This is a genomic window from Pedobacter sp. Leaf170 (assembly GCF_920984665.1).
GTDB lineage: Bacteria > Bacteroidota > Bacteroidia > Sphingobacteriales > Sphingobacteriaceae > Pedobacter.
In genome coordinates this window covers 59,134-80,622 of sequence record NZ_CAKLBP010000006.1, presented here as the reverse complement: position 1 = coordinate 80,622, position 21,489 = coordinate 59,134, and the positions used below count along the sequence as shown (strand labels likewise).

Here is a 21,489-nt window from a genome sequence, read left to right as displayed (position 1 = left end):
ACATAATCCTTTAGTAAATACGAAAATTTAATTTTTCATAAATGCAGTAGATAATCCGGATTATTTGCATAAAGGTACAAAAAAATGTGTTTCTAAATGAGTTGATTGGCTATATGTTTATCCAATCAAAAGCTTATTGTATTTGCTGGTACAGTTTCTTTTGGTATAGGTAGGAAGCAAGCTGGTAATATGAAATTGCCTCGTTGGTTAATTTATTATCGTTGGCTACTTTAACCGAATTGCCGGTTTTAAAATCGGGTTTATAAGTGCATACCTTTTTGTTTGGGTTTAAAATCACTAATTTATTGTTTCTGATGTAGCCCAAACTTTGATAGGTACTTATAAATGCTCTTTGTGCACTATCTTGCATTGTAAAAACATCATGGCCGAAAAACTTACTTTTATAACCCATATTCAGGTACGATAATATCGTTGGTCCGATGTCTAATTGTGCTGTTAGTTTTTCAAATTTTGAAGGAACAATATGGCCTGGCGAATAAAAAATCATTGGTATGTGATATCTATCTACCGGGAGTTCTACTTTTCCTGCGCTTGATGCGCAGTGATCTGCCACAACAACAAACAGCGTATTCGAGAACCATAGCTTTTTACGGGCTTCTTTTAAAAATTTACCAATGGCGTAATCGGTGTATTTAACAGCCCCTTCGCGGCTCGTTTTTGAAGGAATATCAATTCTACCTTCGGGATAAGTGTAAGGCCGATGATTGGAAACTGTCATGATTTGAGCGAAGAATGGCTTTTTATTCTGGTAATCTTTATCCAATTCTTGCATAGAAAGGGTAAATAAATCTTCATCAGCTACGCCCCAAATATTAGAATAATGAATTTCTGCATCCTTTAATGCACTTCTATCGGTTACGGTGTAGCCATTGTTAGAGAAAAATTCTGTCATATTATCAAAGTATCCGTAGCCTCCATATATAAATCTGCTAGAGTATCCTTTTGAGCGAAAAACGCTCCCTAAAGTGAATAGGTTTTTATTATCAGGTCGCTTTACAATTGATTGTCCGGGTGTAGGCGGTATGCAAAGCGATAGGGCTTCTAAGCCCCTTACTGTACGAGTTCCGGATGCGTAAAGGTTGGTGAATAACAAGCCTTTCTTTGCAAGAGAATCTAATTCAGGTGTTATGTGTTGCTGATTACCAAATGATTCTAAAAAATCTGCGCTTAAACTTTCTACACTTATCAACACCACATTCATTCTTTTTTCTGCTTGAGTATGCAGAATCATTTTGGATGTATATCTATCAGTTGCTAATCCTTTGCCAGTTGTATCTTTAAATATGTTTCTAATTATATTTTCTACCTGTAAAATTGGTAAGGTTTTGTAAAAAGTATTGTAATCGAGTTGATTATTCCAGAAGGCAAAACCAAAATCGTACATTCCGTTTCCACTTAGTTCGTTGGTATATTGGTTGTTGCTAAAGAATTTCCACTTATGGCTAACGCCAAAATATACTGTTAATGGAATTAGTAAAAGCAGCAATGCATACAGGCTGCGCTTTTTAAAATGTGTATCTGCAAATTGTGTGGGCCAAATCAGCTTCCTAAGCAAAAATAACAGACCTGCAGTTATCGCAACCATTACTAAAATAATGGTGTTTATTGGATAAGACTGGCGAATGTTTCCTATCACTTCGGTGGTGTAAACCAAATAATCTACAGCGATAAAATTATATCTAACAGAAAATTCATCCCAAAAAAACCATTCAGAAACGGCATTAAATATCAGGGTAATGATTACGATAAAGAAATAGATGAAAAGTAGTATTTTATTCGTCTTGCTTCTGTAAAACCGAGTTGGAACTAACCACAAATAAATTACCAGCGGGATAATTGCGAAGGATGCAGCGGCTAAATCATAGAACAAGCCAATTGCGAAAATTTTGATGATATTAATTACAGACCAATCTACTTTACGGAAAGATGCGATGCTCAAAGCCAATCTTGTTAATAAGGAGATGCTACAAAGCATAGCTATTGCTATTAAAATTGGCGAAAACCTAGCACCGATTGTTTTATTAAATTTACTGTTCTCCAATTTTTGCATGTTTTATTTGGTCAGCGCCAAAAATAAAATTTAATTCTGAAGCAATTCTGAAGATAGATATACGGCTGAAAGGCGTTTTGCGGTAGATATATTTGCAGATAATTAAATTTGTGTTGCAAAATTTATTAAATTGGATCTACAGTTTAATGCTATATTCTGCTGTAGTGAAACAAGTAGAGCTATTTGGTGTTAAACAGCTGTACAAATTACTATCCCTAATGAAAGCATGATTAATAATGAGCAAAATGGTATTTCCGATGCGTCTGAAATGGCCAGAATTGTTGCTTTGGAACACTTCAAAATTACAGGAACACCGCCTGAACCGGCATTTGATGAACTTACAAAATTAGCTGCTGATGTTTTTAATGTTCCGATAGCCGCGATATGCTTTATCACTAAAGATACTTTACATTACAAATCTACTTTTGGTTTAGATAATATCAATGCTGAACTTAGTACTAGTATCCCTTTTAATCGTGCTGTAAACATAACTGATGTTACCGTTACTGAAGATTTTTGGGCAGATAAACAAGCATCGCCAGATGGTACGGAAAAAATTAGATTCTATGCTTCTGCTCCAATAACCACAATTAACGGCTTTACTATAGGCACATTTTGTTTAATGGATTACCAACCAAGACAACTTGATGCCCGCCAAAAAGATATTTTAAAAAGCTTTGGTAAAATTGTGATGGATAGGGTAGAATTAAGATTGCAAAATTTAAATGTTGCGGGCATACCAAAACAAAAGCAAACTATAACACCGGTCAATCCACAAATTTTTGAGCATAATTCGGAGTTATTGGCCTATCATGAGCAAGTTTTAGAAGCCAACAATTTATTGGAAAGTGTTTTAGATAGTTATGAACGGCTATTTAAATCTGCACCAATTCCTATCGGAATTTGTTCTGGAGCTGATAAACAAATTTGGCAAGGCAATAATGCCTTGCATCAATTATTCGGTGTAGATGAAGGTGTGTTAATTGGTAAAGCGCTGAACGATGTTATTATCGACGCAAATGGGAATGACTTTGTTGGTTTGTTGGATGAGGTATTTCTTAGCCGAAAACCTTACCATGCTGTTGCTGTAAAACTACGGGTTTTGATTGATGGAAATCAGAAAACGCTTTACGCCAATTTATCTCTGCAACCTGTTGCCAGAATGGGCGATGAACCAGATAACATCATGTTCATTATTGCCGATGTTAGTGAAGAAACTGTTTCTAAATTGTTGATTCAGGAGGCAAACACAGTGCTGATGAATGCGATTGAGGCAACCGGAATGGGTTATACAGTGGTGCATTTTGCTACGGGCAACATGACTTCTAACGATCAGCTAAAAAATAATTATGGCTACAAAGCGGACGAAGATTTTAACTATCCCGATCTGCTCAACACCATTTTACCAAAGTATAAACAGCGGATTAAAGATGCCGTTAAATACGCTTTGGATAATAATAGTATATACAGCGCAGAATACGAGGTGAAGTGGAAGGACGGAAGCACACATTGGATACGAGGTTTTGGTAAACCTGTTTATGATGAAAATGGAAAAGCAACCCACATTATTGGCTTAAATAAGATAATTGATAATCCGCAAGAAGCTGAAAATTAGTTTTTTATAAAATTGATATTTTTATTAAAACCTTTTTTAGGGTTGATGGTTGTAATTGCCAATACCTAACCAATTAAAAGCTTTTTAAGCAAACCGGTTTGGTAGCAACCTTAAACTGAACGGCTTGGAAACACAAACAAAAGATACGAAAGCGCAAAAATCTTTAAAACCTAAACTTCTTCTCATTTTTGTACTGGCTATTCTGCTTGGCGTAGAGGGATATTTCGGCTACAAACTGCATCAACTTTCTGAGCAGCAAGAGCAAATTAAAGAAGACTTTTCGGGCATTAATAACATCACCTATGGTTTATTTTCAGTGCAACAATGGAAAAACAATGTTGCCAGGATAGTGCATAAGCAAGTGCGCAACCTTAAAATGACCAAAACACAGAAAAAGGTTTTGCAAGGCGAAATTGAGAAGGTACTGGTTGCACTGATTGATAAGGCTGAGGCTTTGGTTAACAAGCCGAAAAAAACCATCAGTGGTAAAATCCAGAAATTTGCGATTAAAAACTTTGTAAACTCAGATAGTATTAAAGCCCAGGTACCTGGTTTTGCAAGAAATATTATTGCTGAAGTAGATAATCCGAAGAACAAGAAACAGCTGAGTAAAATGGCTATCGGCGAATTTAACAATCTCGCAGAGGAAGAAAGCTCTGATAGCGCTTATGTTGCCAATGATAAGGCCGTTAAAACGCTTTATGCTAAATACCATGTTTCATCTACCGATGCACTAAATCAAAAACTAAATGAATCTTTAGCCAGCATCCGTACAAAAACTTACAGTTACTCTTTTATCATGCTCGGTTGCGTAACCTTTGTAGTGCTGCTTTGGTGGGGTTTGCGTAAGCGCAGAGATTTGCATGTAATGCTATTCATTATGTCGTTACTATTTGCGTTTATATTACTCGCAGTAGGTTTAACGGCATCTATGATTGAGGTTGATGCCAGAATCCGTTCGCTCGATTTTGTGCTGCTTGGCGAACATGTAATGTTTAAGGATCAGGTTTTGTTTTTCCAAAGTAAGAGCATTATGGATGTGGTAAAAGTATTAATCAGTCAATCTGGTATAGATTCTGTTTTGGTTGGCGTGTTAATATTGGTTTTCAGTATTCTGTTTCCAGTGGTGAAATTAAGTTCTACGGGCGTCCATCTCTTAGGTAGAAAAAAACTAGCTGAAAACAGAGTGGTAAAATATTTTGCTTTTCAATCTGGCAAATGGAGCATGGCTGATGTTATCGTTATCGCAATTTTGATGGCATACATTGGCTTAAATGGTTTGCTGGAAGGACAGCTGCAAGCCTTAAATATTAAGAATGATTCGTTAACGATTTTAACCACAAATAACACTGCTTTACAGCCGGGTTACATCATTTTTATAAGTTTTGTGCTTTATGGTTTAATCCTTTCTACAATATTAAAATTTATTACACCGCATGATGCTCACTAACCCATTTATGCTAAGCGTTATTAAATAATTATATGGCAACGAATACTAATTCATCTCAAAATATTCAGCAGAAAAAGAGCATCTGGACCTCAGCTGCGCTGATTATTGGTTTATCTCTGCTGTTGCTTGTTGCTGTTTTTTCAGGCTATCGGTTCTATCAGCTTTCTATTGAGCAAAAGCAAATTAAAGAAGATTACAGCTTATCGAACAACATCACCTTTGGTATTTTTTCTGTAGATAGATGGGGCGAAAAAATTTCTGTTGTGGTAGACAGGCGGGTTAAAGGTTTTAAGCTAACCAAAAACCAAAAAGCCGAAATGCAACAGGAAGTAGAGAAGGAGTTGCATGGACTGATAAACAAAGCCGTTGCAGATTTTACCAAACCAAAAAAGGGTTTGGGGGCAAAACTTAAAAAGTTTGCGTTTGATAGTTTTGTAGAAGTTGATGAATTGCATGCACAGGTGCCTTCTTTTGCACGTACAATTGTTTTGAAAATTACGAGTCCGGCTACGTTAAAGAAAATTAAAGGTATTGCCGTTAGCAAAGTTAATGAACTTGAAGAACAGACTTACGATAATTCTGATACAACCATTACCACCGTAGAACATACAATTTTCGACAAGTATAAAGTTAAAAATTCAACCGAATTTGATAACGTAGTTAAGACAAAACTTGCTGGTATTAAAAAACTGAGTAATCAATTTGCTTTAATAATGATGGTTTGTGTGGCTATTGTATTGCTGTTGTGGTTAATATTGAGAAAAAGCCAGAAATTGCATGTTTCGCTGTTTATAATGTCGCTTTTGTTTGCTGTGGTTTTGCTAACGGTTGGCGTAATTTCTCCTATTATAGAAGTTGATGCCCGCATTGATACCTTAACATTCGCATTGATGGGCGATAAAATTGCCTTTAACAATCAGGTTTTATTTTTCCAGAGTAAAAGTATTTTAGGCATTATTAGCACTTTGGTAGAGCAACCTAAGCCCGACGCCGTTTTAGTAGGTGTTTTACTTTTAATTTTTGTAGTTGTTTTGCCTTTACTCCGACTTATTGCCAGAGGCATACACATTTCATGCAATCATCTTTTTAATAACCCTAAAGTGCTTAGGTTTCTGGCTTTTGATTTAGGTAAATGGGATATGGCAGATGTTATGGTTGTGGGTATCGCAATGACTTACATCGGTTTAAACGGAATTTTAAAGAGTCAATTATCTGGGCTAAATATTGAAAATGAAACGCTTAAAACGGTTACAGCCAATAACTCGGCCTTGCAGATGGGTTTCTTTATTTTTGTAGCCTATGTGGCCTTTGCAAAAGTACTTTCCTTATTGCTTAAAAAAATTGATGAGCAGAACGGACCATGTTAAGGCTTTTATAGAATATTTATTTATAATTTTAATTATTGGATGATTTAAAGTTGGCCATTCGGACAGTCGCATATTTATCCATAAACTTAAGATATAATCAGATGAAAACTACGGCAGAACATGATTTACGTATCGCAAAAATGACTTTCGCATCGGTGTATCCGCATTATGTTAAAAAGGTAGAGAGCAAGGGCAGAACTAAGGAAGAGCTTCATGAAGTTATAGAATGGCTAACCGGATTTGATACCCGGAAAATTATTGAGCTTATTGATGCCAAGGTTACTTTTGAAGATTTTTTTGCCCAAGCCCAATTAAATACAAATGCAGCATTAATTACCGGTGTTATTTGTGGATACAGAATCGAAGAAATTGAAAACCTACTGACCAAAAAAACCAGATATTTAGATAAGCTGATTGATGAGTTGGCAAAAGGTAAGAAGATGGAAAAGATTTTAAGAAAGGCTTGATTTACAGGTAAGCAGCCCTTTTGCAAAGCGACCAAACCATTTACATTTATAAATTATTTGAAGAGAAAAAATCTTCATAAATGAAATTAATTCAGGCCAATGCCTGAATTTTTTATTTAAATCTATTTTGCTTGTTTAAGCCTATATCCCTACTCAAATTTATCTTATTAAAAATCACTGTTTTTATTTAGAATAATTAAAAATAATTTTTTTATCTCGTTTATATTTTCTTTTTTTGCGCTAAATAAGAATTAATCTAAATAAGATGGATAGAAAAATTACCCCTATTTTTAAACTCGTTATATTATTTATTGTCCTTTCCAATAGCGTTTTTGCGCAATCCAGGTATGGTTCCATTTCGGGAAAAATTAAAACCAGCGACGGAAATCCTGCAGCTTACGTTAGCGTTGGTTTAAAAAACACCAATAAAACCACACAAAGTGATGAAAAGGGAAACTTTGAATTAAAGAACGTTACAGCAGGAAATTATACTTTAAAGTTATCTGCCATTGGTGTATCATCTCAGGAAAAAGAAATCGCCGTAAAAGATGGAGAAATATTAAGTCTCTCATTCTCTATTGCAGAATCTTCCTCACAGTTAGATGAAGTAGCCATTACCGGTTACAGAACTCCAAATACAAAACCAGTTAACTTGGGTAAAATTGCAATAGCACCACGAGATTTACCTCAGGCAGTACAGATTATCGGCACTCAGGTAATTGCAGATCAGCAGGCAAACAGCCTTGGAGATGTGATGAAAAACGTTAATGGTGTAGCACTTGGTGCGAACAGAGGTGGAGTAGGCGAGAACTTTTATTCAAGAGGATATAGCCTTGGTTCGAACAACATTTTCAAAAACGCCGCACGTACTGCAATAGGTGGTAGCCCGGAGGCGAGTACTTTAGAATCTGTTGAGGTCTTAAAAGGTAGTGCTGCTTTACTTTACGGCGGTGTTACTGGCGGTGCGGTTGTTAACATGGTTACCAAAAAACCTAAATTTGAAAACGGTGGCGAAGTTTTAATGAGAACTGGTAGCTATAGCCAATACAAACCAACCGTAGATCTTTATGGGCCAATATCTAAAAAATTAGCTTTCAGAGCGATTGGTACCTATGAAAATGCCGGCAGTTTTAGAGATTATGTAAAATCAAACCGTTTTTACATCAATCCATCATTACTTTACAAAATAAGTGATAAAACTGAAGTCTTGGTTCAGGGTGATTACTTAAAAAGCGATTATACGCCCGATTTTGGTGTAGGCTCAGTAAATAGTGTGATTGTAGATTATGGTCGCGAAAAATTTATTAACACGCCATGGGCATATAATAAAACCAATACAGCAACCGCTCAGGCTAATGTTAGCCATCAGTTTAGTGAGAACTGGAAATTAAATGCAATAGGATCTTTTCAATCTTATAACCGTAATTATTATGGTTCTGAGCGTATTCAAGCCAATGCAAGTGGTGTCGCAACAAGAAATTTAGCCCGACAAATTAGTCAGGAATATACTTACAACCAGCAAATTAACTTAAATGGTAATTTTAAAACCGGCCGTTTAAAACATACTTTATTGGTTGGTGTAGATGCAGATCAATCCCGGGTAACCAGTAATGCTTTTGCTTATGGAAAAACTGCGGCAGGTGCAAATATTACAACCTTCAATTATGGTAATGTAAATTTGTTCGACCCTAACACTTACTATGGTTCTGGAGTAATGCCTGAGGCTTTCGCCATTACGCAAACACTTGCTCCAATTTACAGATACGGTGCATTTGTACAGGATTTAATTGAAGTTACAAGCCAGTTTAAAGTGCTGGCGGGCATTCGTTATACCGACCAGAAAACTTCAAGCTCTAGAGCTTTAAATTTAGAAACCGGAGCAGTTACAAACGGTGCCACAAAATTTGATGATGCTTTTTCTCCAAAATTCGGGTTGATTTATCAGCCTTTAAAAACAACATCGATGTATGTTAGCTACGCAAATAACTTCATTCCAAATTCTGGTATCGATGTTAATAGCCAGGCACTTCCTCCATCAATGGTTGATCAGTACGAAGCTGGTGTAAAAAACGACTTTTTCGGTGGTAAATTAACTGCAAATTTAACCTATTATAAAATCATCAACAGCAATATTTCTCAGGCGGCAATTATGCCCGATGGCAGTACAAGTGCATTATTCAGACAGCTAAATGGCGAAACCACAAGTGATGGTTTTGAAGCTGATATTAGTGGAAATTTAGCAAAGGGTTTGAACTTTTTAATGGGTTACGCTTATAACTACATGCGTTACACTAACACAGCCGATGTTACCGGTATGATTGAGGATGTTCGTTTAGTTGGAACGACCAAGAATACAGCAAACGCCACACTATTTTACACTTTTCAGGATGGAGCTGTTAAAGGTTTAAAGCTTGGTGCTTCTGCATTTTACACAGGTAAACGTAATGGTGGTTGGAATGATGCAAAAAATGCGGCTACAATCAGGTTAATTCCTTTATCAGCATTTACAACGCTTGATTTTTCAGCAGGTTACACCTGGAAAAAATTCGCTTTGCTGGCAAAAATGTCTAACATCACTAACGAATTAAACTATTTTGTACACGAAAATTACAGCGTCAATCCGATTGCACCTCGTCAATTTTTAACAACGCTTTCTTATAAATTTTAAGTTTAAAAAGAATTCTTTATAAATTTTTAAAAGCCTTCAGAATAACTGTTCTGAAGGCTTTTATTTTAAAATTTAACTATTTTGAGTGTACATATTACTCCGCTTGACCAGGCATCATAAGGCGAGTCACATCGTAATTTATATGATTTACAATTCCCGCAATCGAGGGAGTAACGAGACAGCAAATTTATTTTAATCATTCATGAGCTCCTGCATGTGACATAGCATCATTTTTGGTTAAAGGCTTAATCCTGGGCCGATAACTTTCATTCCACAGGCTTCATGTAATTTATCCACTTCTTCTTTTGATGGCTTATGGTCTAAATTATTCATTGCACGAAAAAACGCTTCGGCTTTGCCAGCCGGTTGTACAAAATATACTAATTTACCTTTATCGCTTAATTGTATCCAGGTGTGCGGTATGTTTCGGGGCAGAAAAATGGTGTCGCCAGCAGTAAGCTCCATTAAAGCATTGTTCTGGCCTAGGCGTGTAAATTTTAGGAGGGATAATAATTTTTCCATCAAATTCAAAATCAATAATTCGATAATACCTTACAAAAGCGCTTAAAGAATTACCGGGTTTGATTTCCCTCAAATGCATAGGGTTTATTATTGATGCCTGACTAAAGATAATTATAATTTATCCATCAGGTATTGTAAAAGCTTTAATTCTGCAAATTAATCCATTAAAAATGCCTCTAATTTAAATTTGAATGTATAATTTGCAGCAGATAAAAAGGTACAATTTATGGCTTCGGGTTTTTTTGCAATTTTAGATGATATAGCAGCGTTAATGGATGATGTGGCGGTTACCGCCAAAATTGCAACAAAAAAAACAGCTGGTATTTTAGGCGATGATTTGGCTGTAAATGCCGAAAAGGCTACGGGTTTTTTATCTTCAAGAGAAATACCTGTATTGTGGGCAATTACCAAAGGCTCTCTTATTAACAAAATTATTATTGTACCTATTGCCTTGTTGCTCAACGTATTTTTTCCGATTGCGATAAAGTACATCTTAATTTTAGGTGGTTTATACCTGGCTTATGAAGGCGTAGAGAAAATTATAGAATTTCTTTTCCATCGGCCTAAACCAACTGAAAAGGTTGTAAAAAAAGTGCTTGAACGTGATGATGAGGCCGAAAAAGCGAAGGTAAAATCGGCAATTACAACAGATTTTATACTTTCTGTAGAGATAGTAATTATTGCTTTGGGAACTGTTTTGGATAAAAGTTTAACCATGCAGATTTTAACCGTTTCTGTGGTAGCAATTTTAGCAACAGTAGGCGTTTACGGCATTGTTGCACTAATTGTTAGAATGGATGATGCTGGTTTTAAATTGATAAAAAAATCTAATGATAAAGGTTTTTTATCGGGTTTAGGACATATTTTAGTTAAAGCCCTTCCATTAATTATTAAAGCTTTGGGCGTTATTGGCACTATTGCGTTAATTTTGGTTGCCGGTGGTATTTTCAATCATAATATCGATTACATTCATCATATTTTTCCAACGATGCTAACCTTTATTAAAGAGTTGGCTTTAGGTTTAATTGCTGGTTTATTAATGGTTCCTGTTGCTTTAGGAATCAAGAAAATATTTGCTTCCTTTAAAAAATCAGATAGCAGGTAATTGTTATTTTTTGATGTTTTTCGATTGAATATATTCTGATGGAGACATGCCGAATTGTTTAGAGAAATTACGTCCAAAATGCGTTTGAGAGCTGTAACCAACCTTTTCAGATATTTCATAAATCTTCAAATCGCCATCATTTAGTAACTCTGCAGCTTTTTTTAGGCGGGCAATGTTTATTAATTCATTCGGACTTAAGTTTGAAATAGATTTTATTTTTCGGTACAATGTCGGGCGGCTCATGTTCATGTGCTCTGCCAGGTGTTCTACATCCAACTCAGGGTTATCTAATTGGTTGTTAATTAGGTTATGAAGCTTTTCTAAGAAATGTTCATCGCTTTTAGAATAAGCCATTGTTTTAATATGGATTAAAGGAGAACTCGCAAAGTATGCTTTGATTTTATTTCTGTTTTTAATTAAAGATGCAACCTGAACCTGCAAAAATTCAGGCGAAAAAGGTTTTTCAACGTAAGCATCGGCGCCTAATTCCAAACCTTCAATTTTGGCTTGTAAACTGTTTTTTGCAGTGAGTAAAATTACAGGGATGTGGCTAAATTCAAGGCTGGATTTCATTCTTTCGCAAAGCTGATAACCGTCCATTTCGGGCATCATTACATCGCTAATTACTAACTGTACAATTTCCTGGCTTAAAATCTGTAAAGCTTCATTACCGTTTCTTGCCGTTAAAACCTGATATTTTTCTCTTAAATCATCAGCTATAAAATTCAGAATTTCTTCTTCATCATCAACCAGTAAAACCACAAATTTTTCTGCTTTATCTTCTTTGCTGATTAGGTTGTTCGCTATTGTTTTTTCCATTGTCCTTTCAAGTTAAATTCGATAAGTTGATGTATCGGGAGTTCGAGCACGAATATGTTTTGACCGAGCTTATTTGTTGTAGCAAATAAATTCCCGTCATGCAATTCTGCCAGTGATTTTGAAATTGAAAGGCCTATTCCTGTGCCTTGCTTAATTTGCTGTTCGGTTGCCCTGAAAAAAGGTTCAAATATTTTATTTCTTAAATCTGCCGCAATGGTTGGCCCATCGTTTACGACTTCAATTTTAAATAAATCTGCATTTTCATCCTCAATCACCAATTTTATTTCTGTCAGTTTTTCGCCGTATTTAATTGCATTATCCGTTAGGTTACTAATAATTTTGTAAAATGCCTCGGTATCAACATAAGCAAAAAATGGCGCTTCGGGCATTGTAAGTAAAAAGATAAGATTTTTTTCTTCAGCCATTGGCTGAAAAATCAGGTTTATTTCTTTCAGAAATTCTGAAATGTTTGCCTTTACAAAGTTTAGCGAGAAGCCGTTTACTTCTGTTTTTCTAAAATCTAATAACTGATTAGTCAGCTTCAACAATCGGTCGGTATTCCGATTCATAACCCTTAGGTTTTTCTCAATGAAAGGAACGGTTGCGGCTTGCTTAATTACTTTTTCCATTGGCCCTTTAATTAAGGTTAATGGCGTTCTTATCTCGTGGGCAATGTTGGTAAAAAATTCTATTTTAGCCTGATATATTTCTTTTTCCTTTTTGTTCTCAAAAAGTTCTATCCTTCGGTTTGTTCTGGCTTCCATTTTTAAATGGTAGCCCCGAATGGTAAAATAAGCAATGCCGATTAATAGTATAGCGTAAATTAAATAAGCTAAATTACTTTCGTAAAAGGGTGGGAGGATTGTTATTGCAACCCGGGGGTTGTGCTCACTCCAGTTTCCGGCGCCATTTATTAAAGCTTTAACTTCAAAAACATAGTTTCCGGCAGCTAATTTTGTGAAATATACTTTCCTGTTGGTTTTTAAATAAATCCATTTATTGCTCAAACCTTCCATTCGGTAAGCATACTGGGTCATATCTGGCGATACGTAACTTAAGGCTGCAAAATCAATACTGAATGAAGATTGTGAATCATTAAGCTTTATATTATCTGTATATAAAATTGATTTATTTAGTACCGAATCCTGGCTGGAAATTTTACTTTCTTCATTGTCAATCTGGAAACCGGTTAACTTAATTGATGGCGTAACTGCATAATTTTTTAAATCTTCTGGTTTGAAACTGATTAAACCCCTTACACTACCAAAATAAATTCGTCCGTCATCATCTTTAAAACCTGAGTTATAATTAAACTGATCGGTAAGCAAACCGTTTGAACGGGAATAAACTTTTACCGATTTATCTGCCGGATTATAATTTATTAAGCCTCGTGTGCTACCAATCCACAATTTTTTATATTCATCTTCAATAATTCTGAAAAGAAAATTACTTGGCAACCCATCCTTGCTGGTAATGCGGGTAAAGTTATTTTCTTTTGGATTATAAAGATTTAGTCCACCACCATCTGTGCTTATCCAAATGTTCTTCTTGCTATCTTGTAAAACGCCGTTTATGGTGTTGTGGCTTAGGCTTTTGATGTTTTTCGGGTCGTTTTTATATTGGGAAACATCATTTCTATCCAATCTAAAACAAATTATTCCATCGTTAAAAGTTCCGGCCCAAATATGCCCATCGCTATCTTCGGTTATAACCTCATAAAATACAACCGGTATATTGTCCACCAACTCAAAATCATCATTTTTCCTGTCGTAGCGGTACAATCCGGAAATGGTTGCAACCAGAATTTCGCCTTTGCGGGTTTTATAAAAACTAACGATAAAATTTGTACGTAATTTATTGCCTTTACCAGCAGAATAATGTTTGATAACTTTCTTTGTTTTAATGTCTAAGATATCCAGTCCATGTTCAAAAGTTCCAATCCAGAGCTTATTTCCATCAACCAATAAGCCATGGATGTTATAATAAGAAATACTTGTTGGCTTTCCATTCGGAAGAAAATTTGAGAATAATCCGGTTTTCACATCGAGCATATTTAGTCCGGCGTCTTCAGTACCAATCCATAAATTACCGTTAGCATCTTTACAGATTTCCCTAACATCGCTACCGCTGATGGCTTTGTTATCTCTTTGCGGAAAATACTTTGTAAATATTGAATACTGACTTGAATAATAATTTACACCGCCAAAATAGGTGCCTGCCCAAATGCCGTTTTCGCGATCTTTAAAAACGGTGTAAATGGCGTTATCTGTAAGCGAATACAGGTTGCTGTACTGTTTTTTTAATCGGATAACTTTTTTACTTGAGTAAATGTAGATGCCCGATTCGGTCGCCACCCAGAATTCGTCCGGGCCGGCTTGTATAATATCTCTAACATAGATAGATGTTTTGTCATCATTAAAAGTTAAAATATCTTTAATTAAACCGGTTGTTCTATCAAATAATTTAATCCCTTGGTTTGCCGTTCCAATTAGAATTTTCTGGTTACCAACATCAAGTGTTCGGTTTGCCCAACTACTTTCCTGAGGGTTTGTTTTACTCATCACAAAGTGAGATTTAAAATCCTTTTTCGCTGGATTATACTCTTCAATAGTGCCTTGCATGGTACTAATCCAAATACCACCATCATGCATCACCGAAACAGAATTTGCATCAAATGGAGCGTTTTTGCCAAAAGCATACAATTTTTTTAGCCTGGTATTGTAAATGTACACTCGTGATAAAGAAATAATCCACAGATTACCTTGCTTATCGGAGTTTAAATCATTTATCCTGAAATTTTCTGTACCCTTTATAATTACAAATTGTTCGGTTTGTGGGATGAATTGGTAAACACCATTATTTGTACCTATCCAGAGTCTGTTATCCGAATCTTTGTGCAAATCGTAAACTAAATCGTTACCCAGGCTACCTGCCTGATCTTCATCATGTCGGTAAGTTTTAAATTGATAACCATCAAACCTGTTTAGGCCATCTTTAGTACCAAACCACATAAAGCCATTTTCATCTTGCGCAGTACAAAAAACAGTATTGTTTGATAAGCCATTCTCAACCTGGTAGTGCCGGAAATAGTAAGGCTGAGCAGAAGAAATTTCCGCCAGAAGCAATATCAGGGTAAAAAAAAATAACTTTTTCAAGTGGTAAACATTTGGCTAATTAAGATACTGCACAAGGCTTATTAATAATACGAAATCATTTTTGAAATTATATGTAGAATTGATGATACAATTTTAATAATAATTGATTTGGAACATTTTAAAACGTTTTAGTATCTGAGTGAAGATAGATAATATTTTACTGAGAAATAGAAACAAATTGAAGAAATATTGATACAAATTGATAGAATAGTCACACCTGAAATCGTTCATATTTGAAATATAATAATTCGGGCGGTAAAAAACTTCCCGATTAGTAACTAACCAAAATAAACTATTTTATGAAAAAAACTTTATCCTCTTCCGGAGGAGGGGCTATGAATTACTCGTGGCTTTCGCCTCAAAAAAACGGTTTTAAGAAGTATAATTTTTCCCTTATTGGAAGTTGCCTCTTATTTTTATTGTTATCTACAAATTTTCAAGCATTTGCCCAAACCGTTATTACCGGAACTGTAGCTGATGAAAAAGGGGAGAAAATTGCAGGCGCTAGCGTTAAGGTAAAAGGTGCTACAACTATTACCAGCACAAACGATTCAGGAGATTTTAAAATTACCGTTCAAGATAAAAATGCAACTTTAGTTGTTGCTTTTGTGGGTTATAACTCGTTAGAATATCCTTTAAATGGTTCGTCAAATATTCGAATCAGATTGGTCCCATCTACAAGCGATTTAAATGATGTAATTGTTGTGGGTTATGGTACACAAAAGAGAGAATCCATCACCGGGGCGGTTGCAACCATCACTAGTAAAGATTTTGAGCGTGTACACGGTGGTGCAACGGTAAGTACAGGTTTGGCGGGTAAGCTTCCAGGTGTTTCTTTCCGTATGCCTGATGGCAGACCAGGTGCTAGCGCAAATATTCAAATCAGAAACATGGGCGATCCGCTTTATGTTATTGATGGTATTCAGCAGGATGCTGGTCAGTTTAATAACATTTCGCCTAATGACATCGAAAGTATAACCGTATTAAAAGATGCTTCAGCGGCCATTTATGGTAGTCGCTCGGCAAATGGTGTTATCATTGTAACCACAAAACGTGGTGCCAACAGCACCAGGAATACTTTTAGTGTTGATGCTTACACAGGCTGGCAAAATTGGGTTCGTTTTCCTGAAACTACCGATGCTTACACTTACATGTTAGGTAAAGCAACGGCAGAATTAAACGGAACCGGAACAACCGCGATTACCCAGGCAGAGCTTGATAAATGGAGGGCCGGCACTGAGTATGGTTATCAAAGCCAAAATTGGAGAGATTTAATTATTGCACCAAACGCACCACAGTATTCTGTTAACCTAAATGCATCTGGTGGTACAGATAAATTAACGTATTACATCTCGGCAACGCGTTTAGACCAAAAAGGCGTTTACGGTACAGCAAGAGAATTTGAATTTAACAGAACCAATATTCAAAGTAATGTTTCTGCAAAAATTACCGACCGCTTTAAGGTAAGCATGTTATTAAACGGTAGGATTGAAACCCGCGACCAACCGGGTGTACCGGGTGGAGATGATTATTTTGCTGCAAGATTTGCGCTGCTACGTAACCGCCCAACAGAGCAAGCCTATGCAAATGGTAATCCACTTTATCCAAATGATATTGGGCACAATACCGAAAATTTTGCTGTACAAAGCAAAGCCTTAACCGGCTATTGGCGCTCGGACTGGAGAGTTTTACAAACCAATTTAACTGCCGATTATGATACGCCTATTAAAGGTTTAAGTTTAAAAGGTTTATACTCTTACTACATCGCAGATAACGTAATCAACGGCCACGAGTATACTTATGATGTTTATACGTATCGCCCTGAAACCGGGATTTACGAAAAGAAAGTTGGTAGTTCGAATCCTTATCGCGAAAGAAGAAACGAAAAAGTTATTACCAATACTTACCAGTTACATGCTAATTACAACCGTACATTTGGTAAGCATACGCTTGGTGCATTGTTGTTGGCAGAAAGGTTAGATCGTTTCCGTACTTATACCTTCCAACATGCGGTACCAAAAACAAATGTTTTACCTGTATTGCAATTTGCAGATTTAGATGGACAAGACTACACCGACCAACAGCAGGAAGAAGCCCGTATTGGTTACGTAACGCGTTTAAATTATAATTTCGACAATAAATATTATTTCGAATTTTCTGGAAGAAGAGATGCATCATGGAAATTTTCTCCCGATCGTCGCGTAGGCTATTTCCCTTCGGCATCTGTTGGCTGGAGAATTAGCCAGGAAGGCTTTATGAAGAAATTGCTTGGTGAAAACAGCATCTTAACTGATTTCAAATTCAGAGGTTCTTATGGTGTTTTGGGTGATGATAACATTAATATCGATCCATTTGCCTATTTACCAGGCTATACTTATAATGTTGGTACTGCTATTCTGGATGGGCAAACTATCGTTACCTCTAGAGATAAAGGACCAATTATTAACAATTTAAGCTGGTTTAAAAGTAAAATCGCTGATATAGGTGCAGATTTCTCTTTATTCGATGGAAAACTAAGTGGTTCTGCAGATTATTTCTATCGTAAACGTACTGGTTTAAGAGGTACTAAAAATGATATTTTAGTTCCTGCAGAACTTGGTTATAATTTAAGCGATGAAAACATAAACAGCGATGCACAATATGGGGGTGAGTTTATGCTTAGCTATCGAAATAAGGTTGGTGAGCTTAATTATAATGTTAGCGGTAACGCATCACTTTCTAGAAGTAAATTTTTAGATTCATATAAACCACGTTTCAATAACTCTATAGATCAGTATCGTAATTCTAGAGAAAACAGATATAATAGCATTTTCTGGGGTTATGAAGTTACGGGCCAATTTCAAAGTGTTGAGGAAATTAATAATTCCAAAATAAATATGGATGGACGTGGTAACCGTACGTTGCTTTCGGGAGATTTGATTTACAAAGATCAGAATGGTGATGGTGTAATAGATGGCTTGGATGAAAGGCCAATTGGTTACACAACAACCGGTCAGCCGAATTTAATGTTTGGTTTCTCTATCGGTTTATCTTACAAGGGATTTGATTTTGTTGCAGATTTTTCTGGTGGTTCGATGTACTCATGGAACCAAAACTGGGAGCAAAGATGGCCATTCCAAAATGGTGGTGCATTGCTGCAAAACTTTGCCGATGATAGCTGGCACAGGGCAAATCCTTACGATTTAAACAGTCAATGGCTTCCTGGAAAATATCCGGCCATGCGATATAACGATAACTCATTGAGTAACTACAATAAAAACTCTACGTTTTGGTTGCACAATGTAACCTATTTAAGGGCTCGTACCATCGAATTGGGTTACACTATTCCAAAGAAATGGTCGGAGAAAATTAAAATTCAAAATGCCAGAGTTTATGTAAACGGATATAACCTGTTCTCTTTAGATAATCTAAAAAGTTATGGTGTAGATCCTGAAATTGCTGATGATAATGGTTTGCAATATCCACAGAATAAGTTTGTTAACGTGGGTTTTAAATTATCGCTATAAACTTCAAATCGAATACAATGAAAAAATTTATATATACATTATCTGCAGTTGCGCTGTTATCCTTTTCGCAATCGTGTAAAAAAGACTCAGAATTTTTAAATAAGCAACCTACAAATACCTTAAGTGTAGATGCAACCTGGAAAGATGCCAATCTGGTGCTTTCGGTAATGGGCGATTTATATGATCGTTTTCCAGATTTCCAAAGGGTAGAATCATGGTGGTTGTATACCGATTTTGATGAGGGTTTTGCATCTGCCGGAGGCGATTATTTTCGCCATCAAAACATAGAGTATAATTATGATTCGTGGAATTATTGGGATTATGGTTACATCCGAGATATCAATTTATTTATTAAACGTGGTGAAGAATCAACCAGTTTATCGGCTGCCGATAAAAACAGATTTATTGCCGAAGCAAGGTTTATCCGTGCTGGTGTTTATTTTGAAATGGTTAAAAGAATGGGTGGTGTACCCATTATAACTGAGGTTTTAGAATATGATTATAGTGGCGACCCAACCTATTTACAACGTGCCCGTGCAAAAGAATCAGAAGTTTATGATTTTATAATTTCTGAGCTGGAAGCTGTTAAAGGCATATTGCCAAATGCAGCGAATGTACAAAGTCGTGCAAGTAAAGCCGCCGCATTAGCAATGGAATCAAGAGCAGCACTTTATGCAGCATCTATTGCAAAGTATGGCGCTTCAACACCATCAGTATCTTTAGCGGGTGGCGAGGTAGGCATACCGGCAACAATGGCGCAGGCTTATTATAAAAAATCTCTTGATGCTGCGAAAGAAATTATTGCAGATGGTAAATACACTTTGTATAACAAAAACCCTAATTTATCCGAAAATTTTGCCTCATTATTTACGGATAAAGGCAATAATACTGAAATGATTTTTGTGAAAGATTTTAAACTTAAAACCAATAAGGCGCATGGTTTTACCATTGAAAATCAACCACGCTCATCAGCAGAGGAGCAACAGGGTGGAAGGTTAAACCCATCTTTAAATCTGGTTCAATCTTTTGAAAAATTAGATAATACTTTCGCTTCTTTACCTAATGTTGATGCTGCCGGAAATACACTTTATTATACCAATATCGGCGATATTTTTACCGGGAGAGATGCAAGATTAGCTGGAACGGTTATTTTGCCTGGTTCGCAATTTAAGGGTAAAACAGTTGATATTTGGGCAGGTTACCAGCTTGCCGGTGGTGCCACAGTTACTGGCGATAATTTCGGCCAGATTAAAACTAATGTTTTACCCGGTAATACAGGTGCGGTACAGGTTGTTGGTGGCGATGGTCCGGTTGATGGACTTGAGTTTAGCGCTCAATCTGGTTTTTACATTCGTAAATTTTTAGATCCTGCAGCAGGTTCGGGTCAGATAGGTACACGAAGTGAAGTTTGGTGGGTGCGTTATCGCTATGCGGAAGTTTTATTAAACGCTGCAGAGGCAAGTTTTGAAATGGGCGATGCCGCAGGTGCAGCTTCATATTTAAAACCGGTTAGAGATCGTGCTGGTTTAACCACAGCGCTTACAGGAACTCAAATTACTTTCGATCGTATTGTACATGAGCGCAAAGTTGAATTGGCTTTTGAAGGACATGAGCTTTGGGATATGAAAAGATGGAGATTAGCCGATAAAGTTTGGAATGGAAATTCGATGAGCACTGCCGATTTTACCAATGCATCAAATATCGGTTCATCAACAAAACAGAGCACACAGGTTTATGGCTTATGGCCTTACAAATATTATAATCCAGGCGATCCGAATCACAATAAATACATTTTTAAAGTCGTAAAACCTAGTCGTGTTACGGCAGCTCACCGTTTCCGTTTAGGCAATTACTATTCATTTATCAATCAGGATATTATCAACAGAAATCCAAAGATTGTTAGAAACCCAAATCAATAATATGTTAACAAGATATATAGATATGAAAACCAGATATTTTTTAGCCATAGCACTAATGGTTGCAGTGTTTGTTAGCTCTTGCAAAAAGGATAATTACGATGCACCTGAGGTTGATTTTAATGGCAGGCTTGTGTATAAAGGCGAATCCATCAATGTACAATATGGTAACGTTAATTTTGAATTGTGGCAACCAGGTTTTGGTAATAACGGAGCAATTAACGTAAATGTAAATCAGGAAGGTGGTTTCTCTGCAAAATTGTTTAATGGTAATTACAAACTTGTTTTTTCCGCAAATCAAGGTCCTTTTTTATGGCCTAAAAATGTAGCTGGCAGACAAGATACCATACAGCTAAATTTGAACGGTAGTAAAACAATGGATATTGAAATTGTACCTTATTATATGATTAGAAATGGCGTTATAACTGCTGCTGCCGGTAAAGTAAATGCAAGTTGCAAACTCGAGAAAATTATTACTGATGCAAACGCTAAAAATATTGAAAGTGTTAGCCTTTATGTAAATAAAACGCAGTTTGTAGATGGTTCTAATAACCTTGCAACACAAACTATTAGTGGCGCTGCAATAGCCGATTTAAATAACCTAAATATGGTTGTTAATATACCAAGCATTGTGCCTACACAGAATTACGTTTTTGCCCGCATAGGTGTAAAAATTGCAGGCGTAGAAGATTTAATATTTACACCCGTCTCTAAATTAACCTATTAGTTTTCCTCTTTAGGCCATCCGGTATTACGGGTATTTTGCAGATTTAGCGGTTGCGAAATAATCAAATATCCGGATGGCTTTTTCCCAATTAAACACATTTT

General features: G+C 36.1%; 13 protein-coding genes. 9 read left to right on the top strand and 4 right to left on the bottom strand.

The window, feature by feature from the left end; translation table 11 throughout:
• Nucleotides 1-133 precede the first annotated feature (133 nt).
• The gene (locus tag LUA90_RS14580) at nucleotides 134-2,071 is read right to left on the bottom strand and encodes an LTA synthase family protein (RefSeq protein ID WP_231491381.1); all 1,938 of its coding nucleotides are present in this window, start codon (nucleotides 2,069-2,071) and stop codon (nucleotides 134-136) included.
• A 226-nt stretch (nucleotides 2,072-2,297) separates the two neighbouring features.
• Here LUA90_RS14580 and LUA90_RS14575 point away from each other — a divergent pair, with 226 nt between their 5' ends.
• From LUA90_RS14575 to LUA90_RS14555, 5 genes are all read left to right on the top strand, one after another.
• Nucleotides 2,298-3,686, top strand: coding sequence for a PAS domain-containing protein (locus LUA90_RS14575; RefSeq protein WP_231491379.1), 1,389 nt, complete (start codon nucleotides 2,298-2,300; stop codon nucleotides 3,684-3,686).
• 124 nt (nucleotides 3,687-3,810) lie between these two features.
• A complete protein-coding gene (locus tag LUA90_RS14570; RefSeq protein WP_231491378.1) occupies nucleotides 3,811-5,136 on the top strand; it encodes a paraquat-inducible protein A in 1,326 nt (441 codons plus the stop codon).
• 32 nt (nucleotides 5,137-5,168) lie between these two features.
• The gene (locus LUA90_RS14565) at nucleotides 5,169-6,503 is read left to right on the top strand and encodes a paraquat-inducible protein A (RefSeq protein ID WP_231463556.1); all 1,335 of its coding nucleotides are present in this window, start codon (nucleotides 5,169-5,171) and stop codon (nucleotides 6,501-6,503) included.
• 101 nt (nucleotides 6,504-6,604) lie between these two features.
• Nucleotides 6,605-6,970 carry a DUF2200 domain-containing protein gene (locus LUA90_RS14560; protein WP_231491376.1) on the top strand — a complete coding sequence of 122 codons (366 nt, stop codon included), beginning with the start codon at nucleotides 6,605-6,607 and terminating at the stop codon, nucleotides 6,968-6,970.
• Between the two features lie 265 nt (nucleotides 6,971-7,235).
• Nucleotides 7,236-9,638 (top strand): TonB-dependent receptor, encoded by a 2,403-nt coding sequence (locus LUA90_RS14555; protein ID WP_231491374.1) that lies wholly within the window; start codon nucleotides 7,236-7,238, stop codon nucleotides 9,636-9,638.
• Between the two features lie 237 nt (nucleotides 9,639-9,875).
• Here LUA90_RS14555 and LUA90_RS14550 read toward each other — a convergent pair whose 3' ends face one another.
• Nucleotides 9,876-10,160, bottom strand: a complete 285-nt coding sequence (locus LUA90_RS14550; RefSeq protein WP_231491372.1) for a hypothetical protein — start codon at nucleotides 10,158-10,160, stop codon at nucleotides 9,876-9,878.
• 226 nt (nucleotides 10,161-10,386) lie between these two features.
• Between LUA90_RS14550 and LUA90_RS14545 the strand changes: the two genes are divergently transcribed.
• The gene (locus tag LUA90_RS14545) at nucleotides 10,387-11,265 is read left to right on the top strand and encodes a DUF808 domain-containing protein (protein ID WP_231491370.1); all 879 of its coding nucleotides are present in this window, start codon (nucleotides 10,387-10,389) and stop codon (nucleotides 11,263-11,265) included.
• A gap of 3 nt (nucleotides 11,266-11,268) precedes the next feature.
• Here the strand turns inward: LUA90_RS14545 and LUA90_RS14540 are convergent, their stop codons facing one another.
• A complete protein-coding gene (locus tag LUA90_RS14540; RefSeq protein WP_231491369.1) occupies nucleotides 11,269-12,084 on the bottom strand; it encodes a response regulator in 816 nt (271 codons plus the stop codon).
• Nucleotides 12,069-15,239 carry a two-component regulator propeller domain-containing protein gene (locus LUA90_RS14535; protein ID WP_231491367.1) on the bottom strand — a complete coding sequence of 1,057 codons (3,171 nt, stop codon included), beginning with the start codon at nucleotides 15,237-15,239 and terminating at the stop codon, nucleotides 12,069-12,071. Before LUA90_RS14535 ends, LUA90_RS14540 begins: the two co-directional genes overlap by 16 nt.
• A 299-nt stretch (nucleotides 15,240-15,538) precedes the next feature.
• Between LUA90_RS14535 and LUA90_RS14530 the strand changes: the two genes are divergently transcribed.
• The 3 genes from LUA90_RS14530 to LUA90_RS14520 are packed head-to-tail and all read left to right on the top strand — an operon-like array spanning nucleotide 15,539 to nucleotide 21,388.
• Nucleotides 15,539-18,745, top strand: a complete 3,207-nt coding sequence (locus LUA90_RS14530) for a TonB-dependent receptor (protein ID WP_231491365.1) — start codon at nucleotides 15,539-15,541, stop codon at nucleotides 18,743-18,745.
• Between the two features lie 17 nt (nucleotides 18,746-18,762).
• On the top strand, nucleotides 18,763-20,664 hold the full coding sequence (locus LUA90_RS14525; RefSeq protein WP_231491364.1) for a RagB/SusD family nutrient uptake outer membrane protein: 1,902 nt from the start codon (nucleotides 18,763-18,765) through the stop codon (nucleotides 20,662-20,664).
• Between the two features lies 1 nt (nucleotide 20,665).
• A complete protein-coding gene (locus LUA90_RS14520) occupies nucleotides 20,666-21,388 on the top strand; it encodes a DUF3823 domain-containing protein (RefSeq protein WP_231491363.1) in 723 nt (240 codons plus the stop codon).
• The last annotated feature ends 101 nt before the right edge of the window (nucleotides 21,389-21,489 follow it).

Excerpts from the sequence above, each read along its gene's own strand:
- LUA90_RS14580 (WP_231491381.1), bottom strand. The coding sequence starts at position 2,071 with ATGCAAAAATTGGAGAACAGTAAATTTAATAAAACAATCGGTGCTAGG.
- LUA90_RS14575 (WP_231491379.1), top strand. The coding sequence starts at position 2,298 with ATGATTAATAATGAGCAAAATGGTATTTCCGATGCGTCTGAAATGGCC.
- LUA90_RS14565 (WP_231463556.1), top strand. The coding sequence starts at position 5,169 with ATGGCAACGAATACTAATTCATCTCAAAATATTCAGCAGAAAAAGAGC.
- LUA90_RS14560 (WP_231491376.1), top strand. The coding sequence starts at position 6,605 with ATGAAAACTACGGCAGAACATGATTTACGTATCGCAAAAATGACTTTC.
- LUA90_RS14555 (WP_231491374.1), top strand. The coding sequence starts at position 7,236 with ATGGATAGAAAAATTACCCCTATTTTTAAACTCGTTATATTATTTATT.
- LUA90_RS14550 (WP_231491372.1), bottom strand. The coding sequence starts at position 10,160 with ATGGAAAAATTATTATCCCTCCTAAAATTTACACGCCTAGGCCAGAAC.
- LUA90_RS14545 (WP_231491370.1), top strand. The coding sequence starts at position 10,387 with ATGGCTTCGGGTTTTTTTGCAATTTTAGATGATATAGCAGCGTTAATG.
- LUA90_RS14540 (WP_231491369.1), bottom strand. The coding sequence starts at position 12,084 with ATGGAAAAAACAATAGCGAACAACCTAATCAGCAAAGAAGATAAAGCA.
- LUA90_RS14530 (WP_231491365.1), top strand. The coding sequence starts at position 15,539 with ATGAAAAAAACTTTATCCTCTTCCGGAGGAGGGGCTATGAATTACTCG.
- LUA90_RS14525 (WP_231491364.1), top strand. The coding sequence starts at position 18,763 with ATGAAAAAATTTATATATACATTATCTGCAGTTGCGCTGTTATCCTTT.
- LUA90_RS14520 (WP_231491363.1), top strand. The coding sequence starts at position 20,666 with ATGTTAACAAGATATATAGATATGAAAACCAGATATTTTTTAGCCATA.